The 26,962-nt window shown below is 38.9% G+C and carries 30 protein-coding genes and 1 riboswitch; of the genes, 8 read left to right on the top strand and 22 right to left on the bottom strand.

Features of this window, described 5'->3' with window-relative positions:
• Nucleotide 1: 1 nt before the first annotated feature.
• The 8 genes from fliM to aroQ all read right to left on the bottom strand — a co-directional run bounded on the left by fliM (nucleotide 2) and on the right by aroQ (nucleotide 6,240).
• Nucleotides 2-1,063 (bottom strand): flagellar motor switch protein FliM, encoded by a 1,062-nt coding sequence (fliM, locus tag SULBA_RS01580; RefSeq protein WP_014768524.1) that lies wholly within the window; start codon nucleotides 1,061-1,063, stop codon nucleotides 2-4.
• The gene (locus SULBA_RS01575; RefSeq protein WP_172634078.1) at nucleotides 1,056-1,760 is read right to left on the bottom strand and encodes an RNA polymerase sigma factor FliA; all 705 of its coding nucleotides are present in this window, start codon (nucleotides 1,758-1,760) and stop codon (nucleotides 1,056-1,058) included. Before SULBA_RS01575 ends, fliM begins: the two co-directional genes overlap by 8 nt.
• Nucleotides 1,741-2,049 carry a hypothetical protein gene (locus tag SULBA_RS01570; RefSeq protein WP_245391427.1) on the bottom strand — a complete coding sequence of 103 codons (309 nt, stop codon included), beginning with the start codon at nucleotides 2,047-2,049 and terminating at the stop codon, nucleotides 1,741-1,743. The genes SULBA_RS01575 and SULBA_RS01570 overlap by 20 nt, the downstream gene beginning before the upstream one ends.
• 82 nt (nucleotides 2,050-2,131) lie before the next feature.
• Nucleotides 2,132-3,004 carry a MinD/ParA family protein gene (locus SULBA_RS01565; protein ID WP_014768521.1) on the bottom strand — a complete coding sequence of 291 codons (873 nt, stop codon included), beginning with the start codon at nucleotides 3,002-3,004 and terminating at the stop codon, nucleotides 2,132-2,134.
• Entirely contained in the window at nucleotides 2,985-4,253 is a 1,269-nt protein-coding gene (gene flhF, locus SULBA_RS01560) for a flagellar biosynthesis GTPase FlhF (protein ID WP_014768520.1), read from the bottom strand. Before flhF ends, SULBA_RS01565 begins: the two co-directional genes overlap by 20 nt.
• A 4-nt stretch (nucleotides 4,254-4,257) precedes the next feature.
• Nucleotides 4,258-4,725, bottom strand: coding sequence for a 2-amino-4-hydroxy-6-hydroxymethyldihydropteridine diphosphokinase (gene folK, locus SULBA_RS01555; RefSeq protein ID WP_014768519.1), 468 nt, complete (start codon nucleotides 4,723-4,725; stop codon nucleotides 4,258-4,260).
• Nucleotides 4,722-5,753, bottom strand: a complete 1,032-nt coding sequence (locus tag SULBA_RS01550; RefSeq protein WP_014768518.1) for a M24 family metallopeptidase — start codon at nucleotides 5,751-5,753, stop codon at nucleotides 4,722-4,724. Before SULBA_RS01550 ends, folK begins: the two co-directional genes overlap by 4 nt.
• 1 nt (nucleotide 5,754) lies before the next feature.
• Complete coding sequence (aroQ, locus tag SULBA_RS01545) at nucleotides 5,755-6,240, bottom strand: type II 3-dehydroquinate dehydratase (RefSeq protein WP_014768517.1); 486 nt, start codon at nucleotides 6,238-6,240, stop codon at nucleotides 5,755-5,757.
• A gap of 92 nt (nucleotides 6,241-6,332) precedes the next feature.
• On the opposite strand from aroQ, the gene mqnF reads away from it, so the two are divergent.
• From mqnF to SULBA_RS01525, 4 genes are all read left to right on the top strand, one after another.
• Entirely contained in the window at nucleotides 6,333-7,559 is a 1,227-nt protein-coding gene (mqnF, locus tag SULBA_RS01540; protein WP_014768516.1) for an aminofutalosine deaminase family hydrolase, read from the top strand.
• Nucleotides 7,553-8,413: a signal peptide peptidase SppA gene (sppA, locus tag SULBA_RS01535; protein ID WP_014768515.1), complete on the top strand. Its 861-nt coding sequence runs from the start codon at nucleotides 7,553-7,555 to the stop codon at nucleotides 8,411-8,413. Before mqnF ends, sppA begins: the two co-directional genes overlap by 7 nt.
• Complete coding sequence (locus SULBA_RS01530; RefSeq protein WP_245391426.1) at nucleotides 8,347-9,264, top strand: YitT family protein; 918 nt, start codon at nucleotides 8,347-8,349, stop codon at nucleotides 9,262-9,264. The genes sppA and SULBA_RS01530 overlap by 67 nt, the downstream gene beginning before the upstream one ends.
• A gap of 138 nt (nucleotides 9,265-9,402) precedes the next feature.
• Nucleotides 9,403-10,059 carry a hypothetical protein gene (locus tag SULBA_RS01525; protein WP_014768513.1) on the top strand — a complete coding sequence of 219 codons (657 nt, stop codon included), beginning with the start codon at nucleotides 9,403-9,405 and terminating at the stop codon, nucleotides 10,057-10,059.
• A 102-nt stretch (nucleotides 10,060-10,161) separates the two neighbouring features.
• On the opposite strand, the gene SULBA_RS01520 is transcribed toward SULBA_RS01525, so the two are convergent.
• Entirely contained in the window at nucleotides 10,162-11,184 is a 1,023-nt protein-coding gene (locus SULBA_RS01520) for a YeiH family protein (protein ID WP_014768512.1), read from the bottom strand.
• Between the two features lie 242 nt (nucleotides 11,185-11,426).
• Here SULBA_RS01520 and SULBA_RS01515 point away from each other — a divergent pair, with 242 nt between their 5' ends.
• Entirely contained in the window at nucleotides 11,427-12,311 is an 885-nt protein-coding gene (locus SULBA_RS01515) for a LysR substrate-binding domain-containing protein (protein ID WP_014768511.1), read from the top strand.
• Here SULBA_RS01515 and ribB read toward each other — a convergent pair.
• Together ribB and SULBA_RS01505 are read right to left on the bottom strand one after the other, a co-directional pair.
• Nucleotides 12,271-12,915, bottom strand: a complete 645-nt coding sequence (gene ribB / locus SULBA_RS01510; protein ID WP_014768510.1) for a 3,4-dihydroxy-2-butanone-4-phosphate synthase — start codon at nucleotides 12,913-12,915, stop codon at nucleotides 12,271-12,273. The genes SULBA_RS01515 and ribB overlap by 41 nt on opposite strands.
• Nucleotides 12,916-13,001: 86 nt before the next feature.
• A riboswitch (FMN riboswitch) is annotated at nucleotides 13,002-13,157 on the bottom strand.
• Nucleotides 13,158-13,177: 20 nt separating this feature from the next.
• Nucleotides 13,178-14,065, bottom strand: a complete 888-nt coding sequence (locus SULBA_RS01505; RefSeq protein ID WP_014768509.1) for a DMT family transporter — start codon at nucleotides 14,063-14,065, stop codon at nucleotides 13,178-13,180.
• Nucleotides 14,066-14,134: 69 nt separating this feature from the next.
• On the opposite strand from SULBA_RS01505, the gene SULBA_RS01500 reads away from it, so the two are divergent.
• Nucleotides 14,135-15,118 (top strand): adenosine deaminase, encoded by a 984-nt coding sequence (locus SULBA_RS01500; protein ID WP_014768508.1) that lies wholly within the window; start codon nucleotides 14,135-14,137, stop codon nucleotides 15,116-15,118.
• A 46-nt stretch (nucleotides 15,119-15,164) separates the two neighbouring features.
• Here the strand turns inward: SULBA_RS01500 and SULBA_RS01495 are convergent, their stop codons facing one another.
• From SULBA_RS01495 to SULBA_RS01460, 8 genes are all read right to left on the bottom strand, one after another.
• A complete protein-coding gene (locus SULBA_RS01495; RefSeq protein ID WP_014768507.1) occupies nucleotides 15,165-15,992 on the bottom strand; it encodes a hypothetical protein in 828 nt (275 codons plus the stop codon).
• Between the two features lies 1 nt (nucleotide 15,993).
• Nucleotides 15,994-16,608 (bottom strand): penicillin-binding protein activator LpoB, encoded by a 615-nt coding sequence (locus SULBA_RS01490; protein WP_014768506.1) that lies wholly within the window; start codon nucleotides 16,606-16,608, stop codon nucleotides 15,994-15,996.
• A gap of 12 nt (nucleotides 16,609-16,620) precedes the next feature.
• Nucleotides 16,621-17,028, bottom strand: coding sequence for a DUF1425 domain-containing protein (locus SULBA_RS01485; protein WP_014768505.1), 408 nt, complete (start codon nucleotides 17,026-17,028; stop codon nucleotides 16,621-16,623).
• Nucleotides 17,015-18,352, bottom strand: coding sequence for a COG3014 family protein (locus SULBA_RS01480; protein WP_014768504.1), 1,338 nt, complete (start codon nucleotides 18,350-18,352; stop codon nucleotides 17,015-17,017). Before SULBA_RS01480 ends, SULBA_RS01485 begins: the two co-directional genes overlap by 14 nt.
• 71 nt (nucleotides 18,353-18,423) lie before the next feature.
• Complete coding sequence (gene xseA / locus SULBA_RS01475) at nucleotides 18,424-19,683, bottom strand: exodeoxyribonuclease VII large subunit (protein ID WP_014768503.1); 1,260 nt, start codon at nucleotides 19,681-19,683, stop codon at nucleotides 18,424-18,426.
• Nucleotides 19,683-20,405, bottom strand: coding sequence for a bifunctional demethylmenaquinone methyltransferase/2-methoxy-6-polyprenyl-1,4-benzoquinol methylase UbiE (ubiE, locus tag SULBA_RS01470; protein ID WP_041671749.1), 723 nt, complete (start codon nucleotides 20,403-20,405; stop codon nucleotides 19,683-19,685). The genes xseA and ubiE overlap by 1 nt, the downstream gene beginning before the upstream one ends.
• Before the next feature lie 81 nt (nucleotides 20,406-20,486).
• Nucleotides 20,487-21,266, bottom strand: coding sequence for a hypothetical protein (locus tag SULBA_RS01465; RefSeq protein WP_014768501.1), 780 nt, complete (start codon nucleotides 21,264-21,266; stop codon nucleotides 20,487-20,489).
• A gap of 10 nt (nucleotides 21,267-21,276) precedes the next feature.
• Nucleotides 21,277-22,194: a manganese-dependent inorganic pyrophosphatase gene (locus tag SULBA_RS01460; protein WP_014768500.1), complete on the bottom strand. Its 918-nt coding sequence runs from the start codon at nucleotides 22,192-22,194 to the stop codon at nucleotides 21,277-21,279.
• A gap of 222 nt (nucleotides 22,195-22,416) precedes the next feature.
• Here SULBA_RS01460 and SULBA_RS01455 point away from each other — a divergent pair, with 222 nt between their 5' ends.
• Nucleotides 22,417-22,728 (top strand): DUF3817 domain-containing protein, encoded by a 312-nt coding sequence (locus SULBA_RS01455; protein ID WP_014768499.1) that lies wholly within the window; start codon nucleotides 22,417-22,419, stop codon nucleotides 22,726-22,728.
• Between the two features lie 293 nt (nucleotides 22,729-23,021).
• The gene (locus SULBA_RS01450; protein ID WP_014768498.1) at nucleotides 23,022-24,287 is read left to right on the top strand and encodes a coproporphyrinogen III oxidase family protein; all 1,266 of its coding nucleotides are present in this window, start codon (nucleotides 23,022-23,024) and stop codon (nucleotides 24,285-24,287) included.
• Here the strand turns inward: SULBA_RS01450 and SULBA_RS01445 are convergent.
• From SULBA_RS01445 to SULBA_RS01435, 3 genes are read right to left on the bottom strand one after another with little or no spacing between them, the layout of a single operon-like run.
• Nucleotides 24,277-25,125, bottom strand: coding sequence for a cache domain-containing protein (locus SULBA_RS01445; RefSeq protein ID WP_014768497.1), 849 nt, complete (start codon nucleotides 25,123-25,125; stop codon nucleotides 24,277-24,279). The genes SULBA_RS01450 and SULBA_RS01445 overlap by 11 nt on opposite strands.
• Nucleotides 25,122-26,303 carry a sensor histidine kinase gene (locus SULBA_RS01440; protein WP_014768496.1) on the bottom strand — a complete coding sequence of 394 codons (1,182 nt, stop codon included), beginning with the start codon at nucleotides 26,301-26,303 and terminating at the stop codon, nucleotides 25,122-25,124. Before SULBA_RS01440 ends, SULBA_RS01445 begins: the two co-directional genes overlap by 4 nt.
• The gene (locus SULBA_RS01435; protein ID WP_014768495.1) at nucleotides 26,290-26,961 is read right to left on the bottom strand and encodes a response regulator transcription factor; all 672 of its coding nucleotides are present in this window, start codon (nucleotides 26,959-26,961) and stop codon (nucleotides 26,290-26,292) included. Before SULBA_RS01435 ends, SULBA_RS01440 begins: the two co-directional genes overlap by 14 nt.
• Nucleotide 26,962: the final 1 nt, after the last annotated feature.

The following is a 26,962-nucleotide window of genomic DNA, read 5'->3' as shown; positions in this document are numbered from 1 at the left end:
CTTACCCCTGCTGTGGTATATCAAACGATAAAATTTTAGATTTTCGAATTTGCTCTAGCTCTTCAAGTTCATCTTTAACTTCATCTTTGTCCGTTTTAACGAGACGCTCTATCTTGATTGATTTATGAAAACGGTGCAAACCAATCTCCGCTAAAAAAAGCTCTTTTTTATCAATCATAACAATGGCTTTATCATCAGCTGCTCGATCCAATCTGATAATATCCCCTTTTTTTAACTCCAAAAGTTGACCTACGCTTAAATCCGCTTGTCCAATAATGGCTTCATTAAAAACTTCTGCTCGTGAGATAAGGGTATTGAGCTCTTTATTACGGCTCTTTTTCGCACTGGTTTCCCCTAACATAATATCACGATTGGCAAGGCGGGAGAGAATGGGCTCTAGATAAATAACAGGATAACACAAATTAATCATCCCACTGGAATTGCCAATAATAATCTCCATCACCACCATGATAACAATCTCATTTTGAGAGACAATTTGCACAACATTTGGACTGGATTCTTTGGTTTCAATAGCAGGGTACATATCGGTAATGGGTGCCCATCCCTCTTTGAGCCGCTGCATAATAATACGTAAAATGGCATCGAGTAAATTAAGCTCAATATCGGTTAATTCTCGTGTTGACTCATAAGATTCGCCAAGACCCCCTAAGAGCCTATCTATCATTGGAAACGCAATGGAAGGATTGATTTCTATAATGCAGTTACCATCCAATGGCTTAATAGAAAAAACGTTAAAACTGGTAGGGCTAGGAAGTGACATCAAAAACTCACCATAGGTCATCTGATCTACTGAATGCAGTTGAATCTCAACGATACTTCGCATAATAGAAGAGATTTGAGAGGCTAAGTTACGTGCCATCTTATCGTGAATGCCTTTAACGGCACGCAACTGCTCTTTAGAGACACGGTTAGGACGTTTAAAATCATAGAGGATAACCTGTTTGCTCTCCGTATTATCTATTTCACTAGAGAGCGTATCGCCTTCTTCTTCAACCACTTCTAAAAGAGCATCTATCTCTTCTTGACTTAATATATCAGCCATGAGCTATTCCTAACTCTTCTTTGATTTTTGCTAACAATTTTTTATGAATTTGTGAGATTCTTGACTCACTAATCTCTAAAATATCGCTAATTTCTTTTAAATTCAGCTCTTCGAAGTAGTAGAGTTGAATAATCATCTGTTCACGCTCACTAAAGCTTGAAAGAATTCCTTGAACCATCTCCATGAGTTCATCTTTTTCCACTTTTTGTGCCGTATCTTCTTCGGAGAGAATGGTGATTTGTTCATTGAGTGACATCACAGAGACAATCATAGAGCTGTTTCTTGCTTCGGCTATTTTTTCAACATCTTCCTCTAAAAGCTTCGCCAAATAAGCATCATCAGGTTCACTCCCATGCTCACCCAAATAGGCTGTAATTTCATGATCAACCAACTTGATCAAACGCCTATTCGCTCTGCTCATCGTATCCAAAGAGCGCAAAAAATCAAGCATGGAACCATAGACACGTTTTTTGCCATAGCCCCAAAAAGAGTCATTTTGGTCTTTATCGTAACGACGGGATAGTTTAATCATCTCTTCTGTGCCAATGGAAATTAAATCATTCACATCCACAGAGGCAGGCAAACGCTCACGCAAACGATATGCCATCGCACGAACCGCTGGGAGGTACTGCAAGACCAACTCATCTTGCTCTTTTTTAAGATTTTGGCTATATGGGTTAGGCTGCTTTTTGACCATAGGATTCATTACTATCAGTTGAGCCTTTCATAAACTTTTCATATTGTTGGTTCATATGATCAAGACTTACTAAAAGATTATCCATGACTCGCTCTCTGCTCTCGAGCTCTTGAATAAAATAATCTCCAATATTTTCATGATCTTTTTTATTAAAAACAAACGGTGCAATTTTATCAAAATCAAAGAAACTAATAACCGCTACGTGAATGATAAGATAAAATACCAATGTTATCTCTAGGGTATAAAACAAAACCTCCTCAGGTTCTGAAAAATTAAGTATAGAAAACATTAAACCTATGAAAAACCCGCATGTTGTAAAAAAATAGATGAAATTATCTGATTTGACCATGTATTGCCTTTACAAAATGTATCTAAAATTGCTCAATAATACGCTTAAAGAAGCTACCAAACCCCTTTGATGTATCTGTTTTAAGCACTTTTCGTTCCAACTTATAGACTAAATTATTGACAATACGTTTCATATCAAGGGATGCTAAAGAATTTGGGGCGTCATTGGTAAAGAGTGTGCGTTGTTTAATACTTTTAGAAATGAGCTTATCTTCGGGTAATTTACCAATCAAATTTAGTTTGAGTCCATTGCCAATATTGGCTTCTGCAACTTTATTGATCTTGTCAAAAATAAGTTGCGCCTCTTTTTCATTTTTCGTCATATTTAAAAGCACATGAATATACGACTGTGTTTTACTGGTAATTTTAATCGTTGCATAGGCATCGGTAATCGCTGCAGGATCAGGCACCGTGACAACAACAACTTCATCGGCGGCCTCTAAAAAGAGTTGAATATGTTCTCCAATACCAGCACCTGTATCAATAATCATAAAATCAACATCATCCAACACTTTTGTCTCTTCTAAAAAGCGCTCATAGACAAACTGTTCAGAGTATTTTAAAATTTCATCACCACTCTCTCCAGGAATCAGCAGAAGATTTTTTTTGATAGGAACAATAATATCACTTAGAGAACAATCACCTTTTAAAACATGTAAAATATTTTTATCAATACGCACATTTAAGATAACATCTAAGTTAGCTAACCCAATATCCGCATCAAAAAGTGCCACTTTATAACCATTGTTGGAGAGTACATTGGCCATATTTGCACTTACCGTGCTTTTACCCACCCCACCTTTACCACTGGTAATGGCAATAAATTTTGTACGGCTGTGCGTTTTGGATGAAACAGAACCGACGAGTTCTTGAAGTTTATTTGCCTGTGTTTCCATCTTTACCTCTTTTTTTCTCAAAGCCATCTAAAATACACTCTACTAGAAAATCACTGGATGCTGGCACAAGATCATCAGGAACTTCTTGTCCAATGGAGAAATAACTCACAGGTTTATCCGTGTCATAAATCAAAGAAAAAATTGTTCCAAATACTTTTGTTTCATCAAACTTCGTAAAAATCAAGGTATCAATCTCTAAAAATGAGAAATTTTTATAAATTTCTTTTAAATCTTCGAGTTTGCATCCTGCGGAGAGGACTAAATTGACATCAATTTGCATCTGCGAATTTTGTAAAAATTTATTGAGTTTAACCAATTTTTCTTTATCGTACTGAGAACTTCCCATGGTATCAATTAAAATAATATCACAATGCCCTAATGAACTAAGCGCACTGTTAAAATCATTGGGGTCTACCACATCTTCAATGGGTAAACGCATCATTTTTGCATAAGCAAAAAGTTGTTCAACCGCACCGATACGATATGTATCAAGTGTAATGATGCCAACTTTTGAGCGTTTTTCTTGAATATAAGAGTAACGAGCCGCCAGTTTGGCAATCGTCGTCGTTTTTCCCACACCCGTGGGACCTACAAACATCATCACCCGTTTATTTCCCTTGGAAGCTTCTGATTCAACACGCACAGGAATCAGCTTACGCAGTAAAACTTGAAAATAACGCTTAATGGTTTCAGAGCTATTTTTCATACGTGAGGGCATATGTTCTAGGGTTAAATTCATAATATTTTCTAAATGATCTTTACCCATACCACTGGTTTTTGCCAATTTATAAATCTCAGAAAATTCTGAGGGAATGGCTAAATGGTTGCGATGGGGTGCTTTTTCTTCCCAAAACATCTCTTGAATGAGTTTAATTTTATCGGCAAGTTTATTGATTTCATTTTTTATGTCACCCAAATCTTCATTAGGGAGAGCTTTTTCAGTGGCTTTCGTACTCCCTGAAAAGCTTGAGTCACTGGTTGCTTGAGCAATTTGTGAAATTTGTTTGGCAGCTTCTGAGAGGCTAAAGAGAACATCTTCACCACTTTTTATCTGTTTAGGCTCTACTTTTTGTACACTCTGTGTGGGCATATCTTCAATGGCTACAACGACCTCATAGAGGGCAGAAGAGCTAATCGTCTTTTTGCGAATTTGCTTAGTACTAATCACCAGAGCATTTTCACCACACTCATTTTGCGCGCGCTTGAGTGCTTCTGCTGGAGTTTCACCACTAAACGTATGAAATTTCACCCTTCTATCCTTTAAAACGTTTTAATACTAAAAGCGGTACACGCACCGATAAACGCTCCTGCCATTTAGGGTGAGGAACGATGACATGTTTTTGATGACGCTTGTAATTATTGAAAAATATTATATCTAAATCAAGGGTTCTTGGACCATTTTCAAAAAGACGAATCCGTCTAAATTTATTCTCTACATGTAAAAGTATTTTTAGCAATGCATTTACATGTAAAGAGGTTCGTATCACCATCACTGCATTGTAAAAATCATTTTGGTTGGCATAACCAAAGGGTGGGTTTTGAAAAACAGATGAACTCTTTTGCACAAAGATTCGAGGATCGTCTTGTAGCAAACGGTATAACGCCACAAAACGTTTTTTAACATTCCCCTCATTACCACCTATTCCAATGAATGCCTCATAACGATAAGGTGCCACGGTTGTTTTACATGTAGGGAAAAAACGAATTTTCTCTAATTTCACCCCATAATCTCCGCACCATTGTTTCGTACAATAATCGTATCTTCAATGCGCACCCCAAACTGTTTGGGCAGATAAATACCAGGTTCGATGGTAAAGACCATATTTTCTTCAATCACCGTTTTAGAGCGTGCACTAATAATTGGTAATTCATGAATATCCAATCCAACGCCATGCCCTGTTGAGTGCACAAAATAGCTTCCAAATCCCGCTTTGTCAATCACCTCACGTGCTGCTTTGTCAATTTCATTGGTTTTTACTCCCACCCGCACCGCTTTAAGGGCAGCTTCTTGCGCACGCAAGACCGTGTCATAGACTTTTTGTTTGAGTGCATCGCTAAAGTGTTGCTCTTTTTCAAAACAAAGCCTCTCATTAAAACATGTGGTTCGTGTTCTATCAGAACAGTAACGCTCATACTTCACCCCTGCATCAAAAAGGATCAATTCGTCTTCTTGAAGCGTTTTACATGTAGGCAGTGCGTGTGGTTTTGCCGCATTTTCACCAAAGGCGACAATGGGCTCAAAACTAATCCCCAATGCTCCATGATGTTTTAAAATCGCTTCAGCTTCAAAAAAAGCCCTTTTTTCATCCATCCCCTTGCCGTGTTGCTTTAAAAATACTCCAAAATGCTCAAACGCTTCTTTTCCAAAGTGTGCTGCTTTTTTTAAAAGCTCAAGCTCACCCTTTGTTTTAATCATACGTTTTTGCTGCGAAAAATTGGGTCGTTTACAAAAGGTGATACGCAAGGTCTCAGAGAGTTTGGCATAGGCCTCAACGTCCCATTCAGCAGGATTGTAACAAAGCGATTTGATTCCACTTTTTCGAATTAAAAGGCGTGCGGTTTTGAGTAAATCGCCTCTAGCCCCCTCTAAAACCGTCGCATTTGCAATGGCTTCAGAAGCTTCTGTGGTATAGCGAGCATCTGTAATAAAAAAAGCTTCACTGCCGAGCTTTAAAAAAATAGCATGATCGCATGAAAAACCGCACTCATAATAGAGTGCGTTTTCATTTTGGAGAATGTAGTTGTTCACGTTAGGCTTGTGCTACTTGTTGTTGTGCGATTTGTGCTTTACGAAGCGCATCAAGTTCGCCTAGCATTTGCATCATGGAAATCATCGCAAGGTGGTAACCAAAAGGTCCAAAACCACTGATTTGACCTGTACATACCGCTGCGGTCATGCTTTTTTGACGGAACTCTTCACGTCGGTAAATATTGCTAATGTGCACCTCAATCGCTGGCAAAGCAACCGCACTAATGGCATCACGAATGGCAATAGAGCTATGTGTGTACGCCGCTGGATTGATAATAATACCATCGGCATCGCCCAAACACTCTTGAATTTTATCGACAATTTCACCCTCTAAATTGGATTGAAAGAACTCAATTTCAAAGTTATTTTGCTTTGCAACCGCTTCCATTTGAGAATGGATTTCCTCTAGTTTCATCGCACCATAAACATTTTGTTCACGATGACCGAGCATATTTAAATTTGGACCTTGAATCACAACAATTTTCATGGATTACCTTTTGTTAAAAATTTTGTTCTATTATAGCCACACTTACTTTACGATACAATTACACGAATGTATCGTCTAAACAAAGGAAAAATGTGACACTTATAACCGCCGATTTTATTCTTACATGTAATGAACATTTCGAAATCATTGAAGAGGGTGCGGTGCTGTTTGATGCACAGATTTTAGAGGTAGGAAAAGCCTCCATCCTCAAAGAAAAACACCCCACCGTAACATGCATCGAAACCCCAAAAAACAGTGTTCTTTTACCAGGACTCATTAACAGCCACGTGCATTTAGAATTTAGCGCAAACCAAAGTATGCTACATTATGGCGATTTTATACCATGGCTTCAATCGGTCATCGCCCACAGGGATGAGCTGAGCGCACTTGCAACCACAGAGCTCATTACATGTAAACTCACTGAAATGCTTAAAAGTGGTACAACCAGCCTTGGTGCGATTAGCAGTTTTGGCGCTGATTTGGAAGCGTGTGTCAACGCCCCTCAACGGGTGGTTTATTTTAATGAAGTGCTAGGCTCAGTCCCTAGTGCCGTCGATGTGATGTACAACGATTTTAGAGGGCGCTTGGAAGCGAGCAAGGAGTTTACATGTAAACACTTTATCCCTGCTATTTCAGTGCATTCGCCCTACTCCACCCATCCAATTTTGGCGAAAAAAGCTCTCAAATTAGCCGAAGATGAGGACTGTGTGGTCTCTACCCATTTTATGGAGTCTCAAGCAGAGCGCGCATGGATAGATGAGGGAAGTGGGGATTTTCAAACCTTTTTTACTGCCTTTAACCCTCACGCCAAACCAATGTGCACAAGCCTAGAATATCTTGCTCTTTTTGAAAACAATGCTACCTTGTTTACGCATGGTGTTCAAGCGAGTAAGGAAGAGTTAGAAACTATCTCCAAACAAAACGCAACCCTGACCCATTGCCCTGTTTCCAACCGACTCTTAGGCGTGGGGAAACTGGATGTAGAGCGTGTCGAAAATGAAAAGATTAAACTAACACTTGGAACCGATGGACTGAGTTCCAACATTTCCCTAAGCCTCTGGGATGAGATGCGCAGTGCGTTGATGATGCACACCAATATGGAACTGAATGCCTTAGCAAGAACCCTGCTTCAAAGCGTTACATGTAACGCCGCACATGCGTTAAAACTTCCCTGCGGTGCTTTAAAAGAGGGCTTAGCTTCGGATATGATTGTCGTAACCCTACCCCAATCATGTGAGCTTTCCACCCTGCCTTTACACCTTATTTTACACACCCACACAACCCATTTAACCTTTATTGACGGAAAACAACCATGCTAGAAACCCTTAAAAAACCTTTTCTTTGGATAGGTGCCATTTTTAACTACATCCAAAACCACTTTAAAGCGATGCTTTTTTTACTGCTTTTAGTACTGATTTTTGGCTCACAAGATGAGCTTAAAACGCCCAATCTTGCTATCATCAAGATTGAGGGAGAAATCTTAAATATTGAAGAGATTTTAGAAAACATCGAAAAAGTACAAAGCGATGAAAATATCAAAGGTGTGCTTTTACATGTAGACTCCCCAGGGGGTGCACTGGCTCCTTCTATTGAACTTTCCATGGCGGTCAAACGCCTTGCAGAGAAAAAACCTGTTGTGGCATACGCAGGTGGTAGTATGACCAGTGGCAGTTACTACGCTTCCATTTGGTCGAACTACATTATCGCCAACCCAGGGGCATTCATTGGCTCGATTGGGGTTTTGTTTCAAGCACCCAATGTGGCAGAGTTAGCAAAAAAACTGGGCATCTCTGAGCAGGTCTTAAGTGCAGGTGAATATAAACAAATGGGCACTTTTACTCGTGAATGGACACCCAAAGAGAGAGGGGCACTCAAGAGTTTAATTGACGATGCGTATGATTTGTTTGTCAAAGATGTTGCAACAGCACGAGGACTCAACCTTGCCAAACCCGATGAGTTTGCCAACGCACAAGTTTTTATCGCTAGTAAAGCGCTCAATGTCCATCTCATTGATGAGATTGGCTCTTTAGCAAGTGCCAAAACCAAAGTCGAAGAACTCGCCAATGTCACCCATCCTGTATGGCAAAAACCAGATGCGATGGATAAATGGATGAAAAAATTACAAAGCAGTGCGAAGCTTCCTCTTTTAAACACCATGGGTTACTTAAAATAATGAAAAAACCCTCCGCCTCCCTTGCCCTTTTGCAATACGTGTATGTGTTGCTCGGTACGGTTTCGATGGCGTTTGCCGTTGTCTGCTTCCTCTCCCCGAACAATATGGTCACGGGAGGAGGCATTGGCATTGCGCTCATTTTGCACTACCTCATTGACTCGCTCACCCTTGGAACACTTATCATTTTGGTGAGTATTCCCTTTATTGTTTTGGGCTTTATCTATTTTGGAAAACAGTACACCTTTAAAACCCTCCTTGCCATGCTTGGAACCTCCTTTTTTACAGACTTCTTTCGTGAATTTTTACGCCTAAAACCCATTACCGATGACATTCTTTTAGCGGCTATTTTTGGGGGTATGTTTATAGGACTGGGCGTGGGATTGGTCATCAAAGGGCGCTCCTCCACAGGAAGCACTTCCGTGGTGGGTGAAATCGTGGCGATGAAGAGTAAATTTAAAGCCTCCGAAGTGCTCTTTGCGATTGATATTAGCATTATGTTTGCGTTTATTCTCACGCACGGTGACATCAAAAAAGCGCTTTACAGTATGCTAGGTGTCTATGTGACCGCAAAGATGATTGATGTGATTTTAATAGGTCGTCCCCCTCGCAAAGTAGTGCAAATCGTCTCCAACAATGTTGAAACGTTGACCGAGCAGATTAGAGAGCGCATCGAAGAGCATGGAACAATTTTTACAGGTGTGGGGCTTCACCACCAAAAGCAAGTAAAAACGGTGATTTTGGTGACCGTAGAGAGTTCGAAAATCCAACTGCTAAAAGACATCATCCGAGAGTACGACCCTGAAGCGTTTCTCATTATCTCGGAAGCCTCGGAGTTTTTTGGAAGAGACTAAGTTCTCTTTATTGAAAGTGTTTTTTATGATTGACGGTATGGCGTCATATAGGTATGGTTTTTTATTTTTTAGGCTGTTTGACACTATAATGTATGTTGAATATATAGTTATGTTTACAAATGAACAAAAAGGAAAATTATGAGTACTGAAATACAAGCTGTATTAATGTTAATATTAGGTTGGCTTCTAGGACTACTATCTCCATCAATCATAAATTACATTCAAGACAAAAAGAAAGCAATAAAAATTAAAAAAAGTCTTTTGTCTGAAATGGAAGAATGTCAAATTATTATGGCAAATGTTGCATATTTAATTGAATCAAAATATGTTGCAATTAATCATAAGTTATTTGATGATTTAATTAACATTTATGAAAACTACAATGGAATAAATGATTACAATGATAAATTAGTAAGATTAAAAAAGTTGAAAAAAACACCAAAAGAAGAATTAGAGACAATAACAGAAATACAACTATATGAAAATATGGATAAATTTTTATCATTCAAAAAGTATGATTTACCATATTTAAGGTCAAAAATAAATGACATTTCTTTGCTCGATGAAAATGTACAAAGTAATTTACTTCAATTAAATTTTAAACTAAATTTATTTAATTCAGAAGTTGAAGAATCTAAATTTCACTATCAACTAACATTTAGTAGTGAAGTTTCTAATGAAAATCAAGAAATAAACAAACAAATTTTAAAAGAAAAACAACTTATTATTTTAGACCAGATAAAACAAATCATTACTTTGATAACAAAATTAAAAATAGATATAACTGCTTGTTAATACTATTAAAATATATTAGCCAGCGAAATAAACATAACAAATCAGAGGAGCCAATAAATTACCCTGTGGCTAATTTATTGGCTCATTTTAAACGTTATCCACTTACACCATCAACGACAATTTTACGATGTAAAATCCTCCAAAAATGAGCCATGCAAATAAAATTCCTGCCAGATACAGAGGCTTCATTCCCACATTTTTAAATTTTTGAACATGCGTCTCCATGCCTAGTGCGCTCATTGCCATGGTCAGTAAAAAGGTATCCAGAGCATTGATGTTTGCAACAATCTCCGATGGCACCCAATGCAAAGAGTTAAACCCTGCCACCCCAATAAAATAGAGCGCAAACCACGGAATCGCCACCGCTGTTTTTCCCCTGCTTTTGGTGCTTGTTTTGGCTAACCAAAGACCGAGTAAGATGAGAAAAGGAGCTATCATCATCACCCGTATCATCTTCACAATGACCGCACTTTGCGCCACCTCTTCGCTAATGGCATTACCCGCAGCCACGACATGAGCTACCTCATGCACTGTGCCTCCGATGTAAATGCCCATCATTTCAGGGGAGAGAGGTACTAATCCTAACTGATAGATAAACGGGTACAAAAACATCGCAATACTGCCAAAAAGCACCACCGTTGAAACCGCCACGGTGCTTTTATAGGCTTCACCTTTGACCACAGGCTCGGTTGCCAACACCGCCGCCGCCCCACAAATGGAACTGCCCACACTGGTTAAAATGGTCGTGTCTCTATCAAGTTTTAAAAGCTTGGTTCCTACAACATAGCCAATAAGAAAGGTTGAAGCCACCACACCAACACTCACCACAATGCCCATCATTCCCACATGGGCTATCTCTTGAAAACTCACCCGAAAACCATAGAGCACAATGCCTGCTCTTAAAAGCGTTTTGGTCGAAAAAAAGAGACCTGCTTCCCACTCTTTGGGGAGTTTATGACGCAAGGTATTGGCATAAAACATTCCTAGAAGAATCCCCACAATTAGAGGGCTCATACCCAAACGCTTCATCCATTCAAACTGGGCAATGTAGCTTGCACTCATGGCAAATAAAGCGACAAATAAAAGACCGCTTAGGGTATTGGAACGATTTGCTTTTTGAAACACCTTTAAAATCCTTAGCTTGTTTTCACCAGAGCTCTTACAGAACTCTTGACACGTCTTTAAAGCAAAGCTTTCAAGACTACGTTAACACTGAGTTTTCTTCGGCAGAATGCCCACGCACCTTTGGTGCTTTTTCTTCTTGCAAACTAAGTTTGGCAAGAATTTTGAATTATAAACCCTTTTTTACCATAAGTAAAATAAATTATATTTGTTATAATCATGAATATTTTTAATAAGAAGCCATCATGACACTCAAAGAATTGAGCCTTTTTTACCATCTCTGCGAAGAGACCCATCTGTGCAATCTCTCAAAAAAGCTAGGCATCACTCAGTCTGCCATCTCCCTTGCCATCCAATCTTTAGAGAAAAAAATAGGAGAGCCTCTGTTTGACCGCATCGGTAAAAAGTTAGTCTTAAGTGAAAAGGGAAGGCTTTTTTACGAAAAAACCTATCCGCACTTTGAAGCACTCAAAGAAGCCCAACTTTTTTTCTCCCACAACGCCCTTGCTGGAAACCTCAAAATCGCATCGAGTAAAACCATTGGTGAGTATCTTATGCCGAGCATTGTGTATGATTTTCGTCTCTCTCATCCTGATGTGGAGATTTGTAAAACCATTCAAAACTCAGCGTCCATTATTGCGATGGTGAAAAATGGAGAGATAGATATAGGGTTCATTGAATCCTCGTGTGAGGTTAAAGAGATACACAAAGAGGTGATTGCTTATGATGAGCTTATCGTGGTGAGTAGCGACAAAGCGCTTCACAATGCACGGTGCTACATTGATGAGCTCTTTGATAAAAAGTGGATTTTGCGGGAAAAAGGCTCAGGCACACGGGAGGTTTTTTTAGAAGCTTTAGGAGAAAGTGCCAAAGCGCTTCCCCTCTTTTTAGAATTTAGCGAATTTGAAGAGGCAAAAACCTTGTTGCTTCGTTATCAAAACGCCATCACCTGTCTCTCTCGTGTGGTGGTTGAAAAGGAGCTAAAACGAAACGAGCTGTTTGAGGTCAACCTAAAAAATATCAGCCTCAAACGCCCTTTTTACCTTATCTATCATAAAGACAAATACGCCAGTAAGCTCTTTAGCGAGTTTAAGCGTTTTGTGCTTGAAGCATCTTCCGATAGGCAATAATCTCATCAATACTCACTATAGGAAAATCGTGTTTTTGTGCAAAACTAAGAATTTCTTCTCCCACACTCATGGTTCCATCGGCGTTGGTCATTTCACACAACACGGCGTAGGGTGAAAGCCCTGCTAATTTCATTAAGTCCACGGACGCTTCGGTGTGACCCTCACGCTCTAAAACTCCATTTTCTCGTGCACGCAAAGGAAAAACATGCCCAGGGGAGACGATTTTTGCTTTGCCATCCGCATGAATGGCGGCTTGAATAGTGGTGACTCTGTCTTTCGCACTCACGCCTGTGCTAACACCCTCTTTGGCTTCGATGGTGACGGTAAAACCTGTTTGAAATTTGGACTCGTTGTGAGAGACCATCATGGGAAGCCCTAGTTCATCGACCTTTTGTGGCGGTAAACACAAACAGACAATGCCACTGCACTCACGAATAAGCAGTGCCATTTGCTCAGGGGTTAAAGACTCGGCATGAAAGATAATATCGGCTTCATTTTCACGATCATAACGATCCATGACAATGACACCTTTTTTGTTTTGAAGCGCTTTTAGAGCAAGCGAAACGGAGTGTTCTAACGAGAAATTCGCACACATTTGATTCATGGTAAACCCTTTGGTTTAGAGTAAACTTGAATCAGGGCATTTTTAAATATAGCACTGAACTTGTCACAAACAATGGCAATCATAGACTACATTCTCTCTCATCCGGACTTTAACCGTTGGTTTTGGAATCACACCAAATCTGCTGACCTTTTAGCTTTACATGTAAAGACAAAAGCGCTCGCGGACTCTCTTTATAAAAGATTACCGCCAGTAGGGAATCACACCCTGCCCTGAGAAATAAGTTTCGCCAAAATTATACATTTTATTTCTTAAAATTCTTTAAGCTATTTGCGAGACCTGAGAGAACAATCATTAAAAGCGCTACGCCATAAATTGGCAAAAAAGGCTCATCTAAAACGAGAATTAAAAAGAGTGCTGAGAGTATTGGGGTGATGAAAATAAAAGGTGCGACAAACGAAGCATCGCCATTTTGCAAGGCTTTTATCCAAAAAAGATAAGAAATACCATTGAGGAAAACGCCATTTATCCCAATAAACAGCCACTCTTTTGGTGTGGGTACAATAAACGATGAAAAAGTTTGCATCGAAATAAAGGCGTAAATAATTGCACTGAAAAAGTAAACACTCACAGCATTTGAAAGATTGACACGCACTTTTTTACTCAACACTGAAAAAAGGGCAAAGCTGAATGAACCTAATAAAACAATACCAATCACTGAGCTATTGCTCAGATCAACACGAGCAAATTCTCCTTTGCTAATCACCAAAACAACCCCTAAAAAACCTAAGATCAACGCAACTATTTTTCCTACACCTAATCGTTCACCTAAAAAAACTAACGATAACACCACAATAAAAATCGGCCACGTGTATTGCATCACTAACACTTCCAGACCATGTGCCTTTTGATAGCCCAAATAAAGCATTAAATAATAGAAAAAATCCAAAAAGCCAAGTAAAAACAAAACCAGATACATTTTTCCTGAATACGTGAATAATTCATGCGCCCTCTTTTGATAAAGCGCAATCACTAAAAGGGAAAAAAATGAAACGATGCTAGAGTAGAAAAGGTATTGGTGATGGTCAAGTCTGGACTGTGAGAGTTTAGCGAACAAAGGAATGAGTGACCACAAAATAATGCATAAACCTACATACATTATCCCTTGTAGTTTGCCAGATAAGACTCTCATTCATCTTCCTTAAATCCATTTTACTCTTGCCATTATAGTGATATAATACTTTCAAAAAAAAGAGTCCTCATGAATAACTTTATCCAAAACCTTCCCAAAGCAGAACTTCACCTTCACATTGAAGGCACGCTTGAGCCAGAGCTTATGTTTAAACTTGCCCATAAAAATGATGTTATTCTGCCTTACAAAACCATTCAAGAGGTACGAGATGCGTACAATTTTAGCTCCTTACAATCCTTTTTAGACCTCTATTATGCAGGGGCGAGTGTATTGATTGAAGAGAGTGATTTTTTTGAATTAACCTGGGCATATTTGCAAAAATGCAAAGAGCAAACTATTTTACATGTAGAGATTTTCTTTGACCCTCAAACACATACCAAACGAGGTATTGCGTTTGAAACAGTCCTCAAAGGCATTGTCAAAGCCTTGCAAAAGGGTAAAAAAGAACTGGGTATTAGCTCCTTTTTAATCATGTGCTTTTTACGCCACTTAAGCGAAGAAGAGGCCTTTAAAACCCTTCAAGAATCTTTAGCCTTTAAACATCACATTATAGGCGTTGGGCTTGATTCAAGTGAAGTGGGGCATCCGCCTTCTAAGTTTGAGAGGGTCTTTAAAATGGCACGACAAGAAGGCTATAAAGTAGTCGCACACGCTGGAGAAGAAGGCGATAATTCGTACATTTGGGAAGCGATAAAGCTTTTACATGTAAACAGAATCGATCATGGTATTCGTTGCGATGAAGATGCAACACTGGTCGATTTTTTAGTTCAAAAGCAAATTCCACTCACCGTGTGTCCCCTCTCAAATGTCAAACTCAAGGCTGTTTTAAACATGCCCAAACACAACATTCTTAGCCTGTTAAAACAAGGGGTTTTGGTGACGGTTAACTCTGATGATCCTGCGTATTTTGGAGGGTATTTAAATGAAAATTATGCGGCGCTAAAAGAGCATTTAAATGCCAGCAAAAAAGAGTTAACCACTCTGGCAAAAAACAGTTTTCAAGCCTCTTTTTTAAGTGAAAATGAAAAACAACACTACCTTAGCCTTTTTTGATAAACAAGACGGATAGGTTTACATGTAAAACCTATCCGTATAAAACTTATTGAACCAAACGCTTACCAGGAGAGTCTTGATACTCATCATCTGATTCGCTCGGATTTGCAATACGTTTTCCCAAAAGCGCCGCTGTTATTTGCAAGGCAACATCTTCGACGGCCATATCAATGACTTCATCGGTTGGAATATACTCACTTGCATCAAAGGTTTTAGAGCCTTTGCCTGTAAAGGTTCGAGCAAAGGTAGAAGTGCTATCACTTGCCCGTGTAATTTTAATACTAATTTTACATGTAGCATTAATGGCATAGCGTCGCTCTGTACCATCGGGTACTCGTCGAATACCCCCTAGTTGCATTCTGACAATATCCCCCGTTAAAACATAATCACCTGCACGTTTTGAGATGGCCTTTTTTGCCGCTTCTTCTGAGGTTTTAGCCTTGGCATACTCTGGATTTCGCATGCCTAGTTTTACCCCACCCTCGCTCAAAGCAGATTCAATAATGCCTGTTAATTTTTCAGAATCAAAACTCTTTTCAACAATAACCTTATCGGTGCTTGCATGAAATTCTCTCTCGTCTTTGGCTTTTAGATCATATTTGCCATCAAAACTCCCCTTCGATGAGGCACTCGCACTTCCACCACTGTAACCCTCACGGTACTGCGCATTGTGTGATACAGAACCTTTTTCATGCGCATAGCCTTTGAGTGAAGATTCGGCTCTGGAATACTCATCGTAAAACTCACGGCTAACTTGATAGGTATAGCGCAAGGGCATCACTACAACGCTTTTATCCAAAGGAATGACCTGAGCATGCAGTAAGCCTTGCATCACCAAAAAACCCACCAATACTTTTGAGATTAACACTTTCATATTACCACCCTAGGGAAGATTTTTTACTCACTTTACGAATCTCTTTTTCATCTGCCCACAAAATCTCACCGCTTTGAGGATCAACCAATTCTAAAGAGATATTGTAATAAACATCTTGAACATTGGCATTGGCTTTTTTAATAGAACGAACCGTACCTGTCACGATATAATCTGAATCTGTCATCGCTTTAAGCGTTTTTTTCTTCGTTGCTGTTTCGGTTAGATCACGCTCATCGTTGACTTGTGAGAGATTGCTTTTATCCGCTAAAAAGCGTACTGAGCCTGATTTTAAAAGTTTAATACGAATTTTATCGGTAATGGCTTTGGTATCAATATGCTCATAGGTCTGATTTTTAACATCTCGAAGTCTAATTTTAGGAGGTTGTTGTGCCTTCATAATGTAACGACTCTCTAAAAGAGATTGGGTCATCATCTCTGCTGTTGCTTGCAGATCAGTCGAGCCAAAGTCTGCTGTGACTGTCTCAACGGCTTTCGCATCGCCATATGCGACATTACTATCCCCATCAACCCTTCCAGCACCGCCTGTTGTGGCACATCCTGTAAATAAAAATGTCGCTACTGCAACGCTACCTATTATTTTTGACATTGAACCCATAATGTATACTCCTTATTTTTTAGTAGAAATAATTAATTTATAATCAACAATAGAAGGCATGGTTGCTGCTTCCATGATTTTCACTTTTTGATTGCCAATAACGCTCTTAGGTCTCCAACTGGTACTCTCTTTGAGCTGACCGTTTGCATCGTACCACTCTATTTGATAGACAAAATCACGTTTTTTGCCATCATCCGCATTCATAAACTCTACCATCACCTTCAAAAAACCATTTTCGCTAAAGAGTTTTATATCGCTCACCAAAACATCCATATCATCAACAAAATTGACTTTATCGACACTAAACGCTTGATTGCGCTCCATCACAGCCTCTCGTTGCATTTGCTGATTTTGATTGGCACATCCACTAAGGAGTAAAAGTGCTGACGCACTCAAAACTAACGATTTAAAATTCAACATGATCCACCTCCACATTTTGACTAGAAAGATACGAAACAAGAATTAAAGTGCCATGTTTTGTCTCTTGCGGAACATACACACGTATATCTTGTCCTCCTAATTTTACAACAACTGTATCGCCTTTTTTCGCTGAGACTTTTGATAAATACCCAGAATTAGGTAACATCTCCCAGTTGCGATAGCTCTTCTCCATTACACTGGAGGTAACGTCCATTAAAATAGACGCAGCCAAACCACCCAATAAGCCACCTTGATCGGATGCTTGTTTAGCGACAACCCCTTTACTGGTAGCACGTACCACTGATTTCATAATTTCCAATGGAAGCTCATCTTTGAGCGTTTTATACGCCATTTTATCCGTTTTAAGTAATCGAGGAGCTGCACTCTCACCCATCAAGGGTGAATAGATATTAACATAAGAAATATCATCTTTTGGATGCTTTAATGCAGGTAAATCAAGAACCGTATAATAATTTAAACTCGGTAAAGGAAAACGAATCTTATCAATACTTTGAACAGGGGCTTGTCCTGTAAAAGCAACAACATACACCTCAACCGTATCAGGGCTTGCTTTAAACGGCGCAAAAACAATGGAAGCTTCAGGAGAAAGCGCTAAAGCTCTTTTTTGGCTGATTTGTGAATACTGCATATCATTGGAAATACGACTTACCACCGCACTTAACGCATAAGAAAAGGCATCTTGATAGTTATTTGCCATCGCTTTCACATCAGGGTCTTGCAGCATTTCACCCATAGAATAGCCTGCTGGAATTTGCTCTGTATTAGGATTGCCCTGAACGTCTTTCTTTTTTTGTTGCGCTTCTGTAATTTTTTCCTCAGACTCTTTTAGCCAAAACTCTTGACGTTTTTCCATCTTACGCATTTCAACCGTTGCACCCTCAAAATTACCCATCATGGCATAGTTTAAACCATTGAGTGTGTGCATCAATGTTCGCTCATACCCTTTTCCATAATAGGTCTCAGCCCCTTTAGAGAAGAGCAATGAGCCCATGCTTGAGCCCACATTGCGCATACTTACCTCTGCTCTGGCTTCGTATTCATCCAAAATGGCTTCGGCTTTTTGAAAGGCTTGTGTTGATTTTTCATACTCTTTCGTGCTTTGGTATAAACGTGCTAAATTGAGCCAATACCACATTTCACTTTGCGCAGAAGTATCTTTTTCCATTGCTTGAATGGTTTGAGCAACCGTCTCTTTATGCTCAGCCCCCGTTTGTAACTGTTGCGTGGACACAGCTGGCACACACCCTGTTAAGAAGAAAAATGCAATCACACTACTCACACTCAATGCCCAAGAACGATTCATAGCAATCCTTTTTATGTTAATCTATTACTCATTTTCCTAATCATATGCAAAAGAAAGTTAAATTTTTATTATTATACTTTGAGCACCCGTTTTGTAAGAACGTGTGCTTTAAGGATCACGGAGGAGTTTTGGAGTTCAAACGCCTCTCCCTCTTCAAGACTTTCCAACGTAACTTTTTTACCCTCTTTTACCACCTGCGCATAGCACGCTTTAAGCTCACGGCTAGGCTCTTTTGAGGTTAGCGCAAGGGTGTAAGAAGAGAGGATTTGCTCTTTTTTAGCTAAATTTTGTCTGGTTTGAAAGGAAAGTTGCTCTAAAAGTAAATGTACCTGACGTGATTTTTCACGGTGTAAGAGTGCAATTTTATCGTTGTATTGGCGCTCTAAGATTGCCATTTCACTCTTCCACAAGGAAAGTTTTTCATCCATGGAGCGTTTGGCAAACAGGCGTTTGAGTTGTTCTACTTGCTCCTCTTTTGCATGAAGTATGCGCCCAAAAAGAAGGTTAAAATGTTCCATCATGCTATCAAGACGTTGAAGCATCTCTGCGCTATCAGGCAGTATCATCTCCATGGCAGCCGATGGGGTTGGCGCTCTCACATCGGCAACAAAATCACTGATCACATAGTCGATTTCATGACCCACCGCAGAGACCACAGGGGTTTTACATGTAAAGAGTGCGTCTGCAACCATTTCTTCATTAAATACCCACAAATCTTCCACACTTCCCCCACCCCTACTAAGAACAATCACATCCACGCCCAAAGCATCCGCACGGGCAATGTTGGAGGCAAGAGAAAACTTCGCACCTTCTCCTTGAACCAAAGTATCAATCAAAGTAATCTTGACCAATGGCCAGCGTTTTGTAGCCACCCTGAGCATGTCCTGTAAGGCAGCTCCTGTTCCTGAGGTGACAAGGGCTATGTGATTGACAAAGCGAGGTAACGCTTTTTTACGTGCTGCTTCAAAATAGCCTTTTGCCCCGAGTTTTGCTTTGAGCTGTTCATACGCAAGCGCTAATGCCCCACTGCCTGCTGGCTCCATGGAAGTACAATTGATCTGATACGTTCCACGGGGTGAGAAAACCGAAATAGCTCCATGTACCACAACGGCTAAACCCTCTTCAACTTGAAATTTTAGGCTCTTTGTATTGCCTTTAAACATCACACACGAAATGGAAGCATCCGCATCTTTAAGGGTAAAGTAGAGATGTCCTGAGCTATGGTAGGTGGGTCTTGAAACCTCCCCTTCAACACTTACATGTAAAAAGGTTGCCTCCATTAAAGACTTAATTTGTGTGTTTAAAGTAGAAACACTAAGGGTGTGGCTCATTAGCGTTTTTTAGCAATCACAAGGGTTGAAATATCCATGGAGAAACTTTTAGAAAATTCAATCTCAAATCCAGCCTCATCCAACTCTTTTTGAAGCATGGGTGCGGTTAAAAAACCCTCGATGGAGTTTGGAAGGTACTCATACGCTTCTTTATTTTTAGAGATGAATCCACCTAAAATAGGAAGAATTTTATTTAGATACATGTCTTTCAAGGCAAAGAAAAAGCCTTTTTTATCATCTTTGGTAAATTCCAAAATCACCACATAACCACCAGACTTGAGCACACGAGCAAATTCTCTAAACGCATCTTGACGCTTTACCACATTGCGAATACCATAACTAATGCTCACAACATCGGCAGACGCATTGTCCAAAGGAAGCGCTGTTGCCTCAGAAATCACAAACTCGAATTCTGGAAATTTTTGCTTACCCACATCGGTCATGCCAACGGATGGATCAACCCCTAAAATTTTTCCTATCTTTCGTCCTGCTTTTTTTGCCTGCTTCGCCCAATAGCCCATCATATCGCCCGTACCACACGCCACATCCACAATAAGCTCAATGGGTTTTTCATAGCGCTTAAAGGTCTCATCGCACGCTCTTTTACGCCATTGAATGTCAATGCCCATACTCAGCACTCGGTTAGCCGTGTCATAGGTTCCTGCAATATCATCGAACATTTGAACAATTTTTTGCTGTTTGTTTTCGTTTGTCTCCACCATAATCCCTTATACATCTAATTGTCTATTATTGTAGCGAATGAACATTTAATTTTTCGCTACGTAGCCAAAGGATTACTTCTTTTAAGAAAGGGCTTTTCTGAGCCTTTTTATGATGGCACGATTCTCTTTTTTCGGCTTTTTCTTAAGTAAAAAAAGCAAGGGTGTATCGCCTCTTTCTAAACAATAAAATCCGCTTTGTTCACGCAAGAAAAAGTCCATGTCCATACAAAAGGTTTGATACGCCTCTTGTTGTACGCATAGCAGTAATTGCTCTCTTTGCTTACTTAAAAAAGGCACACAAGCCTCTTTAAATCGTTGAAGCAAGCAAGCATCAAAAAAAGCTTCACCTAGGGCTAAAATTTCTTGTATTTCATTGGCTATGTGAAACAGTTTTTTAGGTGCTTTGGCATCATCGTCTAATAACAATGCTACGGTATGTTCTAGAAACTGCATCTGGCGATAGAGTAACACTCTTAAAACTTTTTGCGAACTCATTCCTCCCAAAAAAGAGAATTCAAACGGTGTTGCACCTAAGGTATCGCAGCGTTTAAAAACGTCTAAGAGAGAAAAATCATAACTGCACGGTAAACCAAAGAGGGCTAAAAAACGATTTTTATACTCTTTTTTATGGCTAACCTCTTCAAGAATATACGAAGTACATACACGTTCAAATAAAAGCAATGTCTCAGGCACGTCAAACCGAAGGCTTAACACACCCAGAGGTTCTTTTTTAGATACATCTGTTTCAAGGTAAAGCCCTAAGAAGAGTTTTAAATAGGAGGGGAAAGCAGTGGCAAAGGTGCGCACTGCTTCTTTAGGGTTTTGAATGAGATAGCGTTTTTTCAGCGGACTCTTTTTCACAAAAGTGCTTTTAAAACTGCTTTTCCATGACAGGAATGACCTGTTTTTTACGGCTTAAAATTTTATCGACCCACATTTCATGGTTGAGCAATTTTGTGTTAAATGCGTTTTCAATTTTACTCTCATCATCACTCACCACTAAAAATTGAGAGCCCTCCACCATAATGTCTGTCAATAAAAGTATCACGCTATGGCGATTGCCCTCTTCTTTATAGGCTTTCATGTCAGCAAAAAGTGCTTCTTTCATCGCATCAAAAACTTTGAGGTCTACTACTTCAAGCTGACCGATGCCAATTTTATTGCCACCCATCTCAAAATCTTTATAATCACGTAGCAAGAGGGAACGTGGGCTTGCACCTTTAACCGCGGATTTGACTAAAAACATCTCCATACCCAGCGCTTTAAAATTTTCCACGCCCGCAATTTGCGCCAACTCTTTCACCGCTTTGGTATCGTCTTTGGTGCATGTTGGGGATTTAAAGAGTACTGTGTCACTTAAAATGGCGAGCATCATCGCCCCTGCAATATCTTTTGGAATGCTAATTTTATAGTGGTCAAACATCTCTTTGACAATGGTATTGGTACAGCCAACAGGGCGAATCCAACACTCTAAAGGTGTCGTGGTGGTAATGTCACCGAGCTTATGATGATCCACAATGCCCAAAATGTTGGTCTCTTTGAGATTGTGTGGTGCTTGCGCTAAATCTGAATAATCGGTAATGTAAAGATTATCGCCTGAGAAATCATTTTTAAGCATCGGTGCTTCTAGTTTGAACGTACTTAAAATAAATTTCGTCTCAGGGCTTAATTCTCCTTGACGTGCAGGCGTACATGTTTCACCAAGCTGTGTTTTAAGATAGGAGAGAGAAATCGCCGATACAACAGAATCTGAATCGGGGTTAATGTGTCCACATGCGTAGGTTTGCATTACGGCTTCCTTTAAGTTTTTTCAAAATTATAGCCAATTATGCTAATTTTCACATGCTAAATTATGGCAATGCAAACCCTCTTTGTATTTTTATTTTCTCCAAATCTTTTACATGTAAAAGCGTATATGCTTAAAATTTACTATCACTTTTATCCAATAGATTTAATCTTAGTTTAAAATCTTTGGTTATGATGTTTCATATTTCTTTATGTTGGAGTGAGTATGCTAGGAAACAGTTTGACAAGGTTACGCCTTTTTAGTGCCATGGATGGTCTTTCCTTTTTGCTTTTAATTGGCATTGCAATGCCCCTAAAATACATAGCAGGAGACCCAACCTTTGTAAGGTATATCGGTATGACGCATGGTGTTTTATTTGTTTTATTTGTTGCTTCTTTGTTTCACGCTTCCGTGCGCTACCAATGGGCGTTAAAATTTTCCCTCTTCTGTTTTGCCTGTTCATTGATTCCTTTTGCTCCTTTTTGGCTCGATACGAAATTGAAACATCTAAGAAATGAAAAGAGTGCTGTTGTGTAAAAAATGTAAAATCATAACGTTTACATGTAAGGGTTAAAAGGTGAAATGTAAAGTCCTAGTGTTATGAAAAACGTTTCCCCCGTTTTTCCTTTTTTTCTCTGTTACCATTTATTTACATAAAAATTACACTGACCCTTTATAATACGCAAAGAGAAATTAAAAAAATTTCTTAAAAAATAGAATTAAAGAGGCATTGTAAGGAATATGCGAAGCAACTGTGAGATTCATCACCTTCGAAATATCACGTAAACGCATTATAATGCACGAAGCAAGAGTAAAAGAGGAAAAAGATTATGAGAGAGAGCCACGTCAAGATTGTTACCAATGCCACCAGCTATTTTATGCATCAGTACACCAAACACTATTTACATGTTAACAAACCCACAGACACCTTACCGCCCCCACCTGAAGATAAAGAGTATCTTTTATACATCCATATTCCCTTTTGTACCATGTTTTGCCCCTATTGTTCGTTCAATAAATTCACTTATACCAAAGAAGCAGCAGCGCATTATTTTAAACATCTGAGAAAAGAACTTTTACATGTAAAAGATTTAGGCTACCGTTTTAATTATTTGGTCTTGGGTGGAGGTACCCCTTTAATTGATGAGGATGAGCTGATTAAAACCATTGAATTGGTACGAACCCTCTTTAATATTCAACATGTCTCCTGTGAAACCGACCCTAATCATATCAAACCTAAAACCGTTCTTCGTTTGGATGGCTTGGTGGATCGTCTCTCTGTAGGTGTACAAACGTTTGACAATGCCCTGTTGCAAAAATTGGGGCGCTATGAAAAATTTGGCTCAGGCGAAGAAGTGTATGATAAAATTAGCGCAATGCTTGGTATTTTGCCCATTACCAGTGTGGATTTAATTTTTAATTTTCCTAACCAAAGCAATGAAACTCTTTTAAAAGATTTAGAATTACTTCAAAAACTCTCCCCAGAACAGAGCAGCTTCTACCCTCTAATGACCTCATCCATGGTGAAAAACAGTGTCAAAAAAACGCTAGGAACGTTCAGCCTTGCCAATGAATATACCTTCTTCAACCTCATCAAAGAGTCACTCAAAGAGAGCTATCCTTCCCGTCATGGTTGGTCATTTTCCAAAGAGAGTGAATCGATGATTGATGAGTATGTAATTGACAATGAAGAGTATGTGGGCGTGGGGTCTGGTTCGTTTAGTTTTTTAAATAACACGCTTTATCATAACGAATTCGCACTGGATAAATACGCAGAGTGTATTGCTCAAAGAAAAAGTGCGGTGGTTAAAGAGCGCACATTTGGACTTACTTCTCGTATGTATTACCGTTTGATGGTCGATCTTTTTAATGGCAAACTCTCAAAGAAAAAATTTGAAGCGATGTTTGGCGTAAGCGTAAACGATGCACTTAAAAAAGAGTTGATGGCACTTAAATTTGCCAAAGCCATTAAAGAAAATAAAGAGAATATTCTTACCACAGAATACGGTGATTACCTCTTTTTAGTGTTGATGAAAGAGTTTTACATGGGCATGGATAGAATTCGCAACGAAGCGAGAAAACACCTTAGCCTTTAAAGGAGGCTAAGGAGAGACTCTCTTTCCATGTTAAAACAAAAAAGCCAACATTTTCGCCATTAATATCCGTAATGGGTGTGTAAAGCACGTAATTATCCCCTTTTTTAATATACCCTGTGCCTTGAAGATTGACCTCTTTGATAAAATGAAGCCCATTAATGGATTGATTGACAATGGCATAGTTATCCAGCATCAGTGTTTCATCGTAGACTACGGCATTGGCAATAGCACAATACTCCTTCTTCATTAAGACATAAAACATCACACCATCTTTGTTAAAATAATTATTTAGTGCTTTAAAATCAACCACCGTTTCAAAGCTTCCTAGATACTCATTTTTATCCATCACAGGCACAATCGCACGTAAAAATATGCCGTGTCTTCCAATTTCAATCCCATCCATTGGTGTTCTTGTGGTTTTAATCTTCTCTAAGGTGTGGCGAAACGCACTTAAGTCATCATTGTGTTGGTTATCATAATCCCAAAGGCGCATAAAACTTTTAAAGGTTTTCGTATGCAAATGAAAACGTGCATTGTCAAAAACATTGGCAAGGGCTAATGTATTTTTAATCTCAATTAAATAGCCCAAACACGGCTCTTTTTTTTGCTCTTTCAAACAGGCAATGATGTAGGGGTTTTTGGCCAAAACCACGGAACTTGCCAAAGAGATGGTTGTGGTCTCTTTAATTTTATTGTGCAGGGTTAACAAAAGTGAATCCATCTGTTTTTTTAATGCCTCTTCCTCTTCATATGCCATAGATTTTTGGTACAAAAAAAGCAACACAAGTCCAAAAAACAGCATCACTGCTGCACTTAAAAAAAACTTTTTCTCTCTCATTTAAACCCTTTTTTTTCGTCTGTTTCAACAGAATCTAACAATTTCTTTTTATCTCTTTGAAAAATGTAGGTAAAGCGTGAACCTCTGTTTTCATACGATTCTATTTCAATATCAATGTCATTTTTATTGCAAATATTATGCACAATATTTAACCCCAAACCAAAACCGCCTTGCACGGAGTCTTCTCGCTCAAAACGCTGAAAGACTTTGTACAAATCTTTAATGCCCTGCCCATAATCTTGTACACTTAACACACAATGTGTTTCATCTTTTTGCACTAAAGAAATCTCTACTTTACCTTGATAAAAGGAGTATTTAATCGCATTAGAAAGTGTATTATCCAAAATGCGTTGCAACTCCACTTTGCTCATATAAATCATCATATTAGGCCCAATGCTGTGCGTTAAAACAATAGACTTTGATAGGGCAATATCTTCAAAAAAAGCAATACGTAAACTTAAGTATTCAGAAAGATTAATCGCCTCTTTGTTGTAGGTCACTTTTTTATGCTTAATATAATACTCCACATCTTCATACGTCATTTGCATCTGTTTGGTGGCTGCTTTAATGCGTTGAAGGTGCTTTGAGGGTGTTGCATAGTGAGAGAGCAATTCAACATTGATGTTAATAACACCCAAAGGCGTTTTAAGTTCATGCATCGAATCGTTAAAAAAATCATTCATATACTGTTGTGTTTTGCGGTAAGGATAAATGCTTGAATTGATAAAAATATGGCTCATTAAATAAATTAAAAAAAGCACTATAAAAAAAAGCATGGTACTTAAAAAAATAATACGTGCATAATTGAGTTGCAATTGCACTACCAAATAATAGAGCTTCTCATGCGCTCTTAGCTCTTTTTGATAGTATAAAAAAGGGTAAATAAAACGCACCCTAAAATTTAAATCGCTCAATGGCTCTTTAATATCATGGTAAAGCATGGTGTGTTTAGCATCGTAAATATTGATGCGAAAACGAACACTACGTGGAATTTCAAACGATTGGGATGCAAAAATGGCGTGTTCATGGGTTTCTATCCACTCAACTAATTCATGTGTGGCTTTGTATTTTTCCTCCATAATGCTACTTTGAATCGCAAAGTAACTGGGTACACAAAAAAGCCCCATAACAATGAGGGTATAAACAAAAACCAAACGTAGTGGATTATACGATAACATCAATTTTATACCCTAAGCCCCTAGAAGATTTAATAAAATGCTCATCACCCACTTTAAGTCTGATTTTACGAATGTACATGCGTATATCCGCATAGCTTATCTCTTTACCCTCCCACACATTTTCACGAATAAGTTCAATATCGCAAAAGGTGTTTTTTCGAGAAATCAAAAATCGCACCAAATCTTGCTCTTTTAAAGTAAAAGCAACAATGGTTTTGTCCTCTTTTTTAAGTTCTCCCGTTTCAAAGTTAAACACATACCCACACGCCAGCTTAAACTCACTTTGAGAACTGGTTTGATAATGCTTCTTAATCAGCTCTTTGACGCGAAGCTCTAACTCTTTAAGCTCAAAGGGTTTTTTGAGATAATCATTGCATCCAAGCTCATACCCAATAGCGATATTATCAATATCCACCAAAGAGGTGATGATGATAATAGGGGTACTAATATTCGCTTCTTTGATATATTTAATCAACTCATGACCATTGAGTTTTGGTACTTTAACATCGAGCAAAAAGAGATAATAGGTCTTTTGCATAATAGCATCTAAGGCACTTTCCCCGTCAAAAAAAGCATCTACTTCGTAGCCTAAAAGTTCCAAATACTCTTTGATACTTTCGTTGCAGTTATAATCATCTTCTAAGAGTAAAATTTTCATG

It is taken from the genome of Sulfurospirillum barnesii SES-3, from assembly GCF_000265295.1.
In the GTDB taxonomy this organism is placed as follows: domain Bacteria; phylum Campylobacterota; class Campylobacteria; order Campylobacterales; family Sulfurospirillaceae; genus Sulfurospirillum; species Sulfurospirillum barnesii.
The sequence above is the reverse complement of the archived record's forward strand: the minus strand, read 5'-3'. Positions and strand labels throughout refer to the sequence as shown.

Excerpts from the sequence above, each read along its gene's own strand:
- SULBA_RS01435 (WP_014768495.1), bottom strand. The coding sequence starts at position 26,961 with ATGAAAATTTTACTCTTAGAAGATGATTATAACTGCAACGAAAGTATC.
- ribB (WP_014768510.1), bottom strand. The coding sequence starts at position 12,915 with ATGAATCAAATGTGTGCGAATTTCTCGTTAGAACACTCCGTTTCGCTT.
- SULBA_RS01565 (WP_014768521.1), bottom strand. The coding sequence starts at position 3,004 with ATGGAAACACAGGCAAATAAACTTCAAGAACTCGTCGGTTCTGTTTCA.
- SULBA_RS01530 (WP_245391426.1), top strand. The coding sequence starts at position 8,347 with ATGGATGAAAAAATTACAAAGCAGTGCGAAGCTTCCTCTTTTAAACAC.
- SULBA_RS01485 (WP_014768505.1), bottom strand. The coding sequence starts at position 17,028 with ATGTTGAATTTTAAATCGTTAGTTTTGAGTGCGTCAGCACTTTTACTC.
- sppA (WP_014768515.1), top strand. The coding sequence starts at position 7,553 with ATGCTAGAAACCCTTAAAAAACCTTTTCTTTGGATAGGTGCCATTTTT.
- SULBA_RS01450 (WP_014768498.1), top strand. The coding sequence starts at position 23,022 with ATGAGAGAGAGCCACGTCAAGATTGTTACCAATGCCACCAGCTATTTT.
- ubiE (WP_041671749.1), bottom strand. The coding sequence starts at position 20,405 with ATGGTGGAGACAAACGAAAACAAACAGCAAAAAATTGTTCAAATGTTC.
- SULBA_RS01500 (WP_014768508.1), top strand. The coding sequence starts at position 14,135 with ATGAATAACTTTATCCAAAACCTTCCCAAAGCAGAACTTCACCTTCAC.
- SULBA_RS01440 (WP_014768496.1), bottom strand. The coding sequence starts at position 26,303 with ATGTTATCGTATAATCCACTACGTTTGGTTTTTGTTTATACCCTCATT.
- fliM (WP_014768524.1), bottom strand. The coding sequence starts at position 1,063 with ATGGCTGATATATTAAGTCAAGAAGAGATAGATGCTCTTTTAGAAGTG.
- SULBA_RS01480 (WP_014768504.1), bottom strand. The coding sequence starts at position 18,352 with ATGAATCGTTCTTGGGCATTGAGTGTGAGTAGTGTGATTGCATTTTTC.
- SULBA_RS01495 (WP_014768507.1), bottom strand. The coding sequence starts at position 15,992 with ATGAAAGTGTTAATCTCAAAAGTATTGGTGGGTTTTTTGGTGATGCAA.
- SULBA_RS01460 (WP_014768500.1), bottom strand. The coding sequence starts at position 22,194 with ATGCAAACCTACGCATGTGGACACATTAACCCCGATTCAGATTCTGTT.
- SULBA_RS01505 (WP_014768509.1), bottom strand. The coding sequence starts at position 14,065 with ATGAGAGTCTTATCTGGCAAACTACAAGGGATAATGTATGTAGGTTTA.
- SULBA_RS01570 (WP_245391427.1), bottom strand. The coding sequence starts at position 2,049 with ATGTTTTCTATACTTAATTTTTCAGAACCTGAGGAGGTTTTGTTTTAT.
- SULBA_RS01455 (WP_014768499.1), top strand. The coding sequence starts at position 22,417 with ATGCTAGGAAACAGTTTGACAAGGTTACGCCTTTTTAGTGCCATGGAT.
- SULBA_RS01490 (WP_014768506.1), bottom strand. The coding sequence starts at position 16,608 with ATGGGTTCAATGTCAAAAATAATAGGTAGCGTTGCAGTAGCGACATTT.
- SULBA_RS01445 (WP_014768497.1), bottom strand. The coding sequence starts at position 25,125 with ATGAGAGAGAAAAAGTTTTTTTTAAGTGCAGCAGTGATGCTGTTTTTT.
- SULBA_RS01575 (WP_172634078.1), bottom strand. The coding sequence starts at position 1,760 with ATGGTCAAAAAGCAGCCTAACCCATATAGCCAAAATCTTAAAAAAGAG.
- SULBA_RS01525 (WP_014768513.1), top strand. The coding sequence starts at position 9,403 with ATGAGTACTGAAATACAAGCTGTATTAATGTTAATATTAGGTTGGCTT.
- SULBA_RS01515 (WP_014768511.1), top strand. The coding sequence starts at position 11,427 with ATGACACTCAAAGAATTGAGCCTTTTTTACCATCTCTGCGAAGAGACC.
- aroQ (WP_014768517.1), bottom strand. The coding sequence starts at position 6,240 with ATGAAAATTGTTGTGATTCAAGGTCCAAATTTAAATATGCTCGGTCAT.
- xseA (WP_014768503.1), bottom strand. The coding sequence starts at position 19,683 with ATGAGCCACACCCTTAGTGTTTCTACTTTAAACACACAAATTAAGTCT.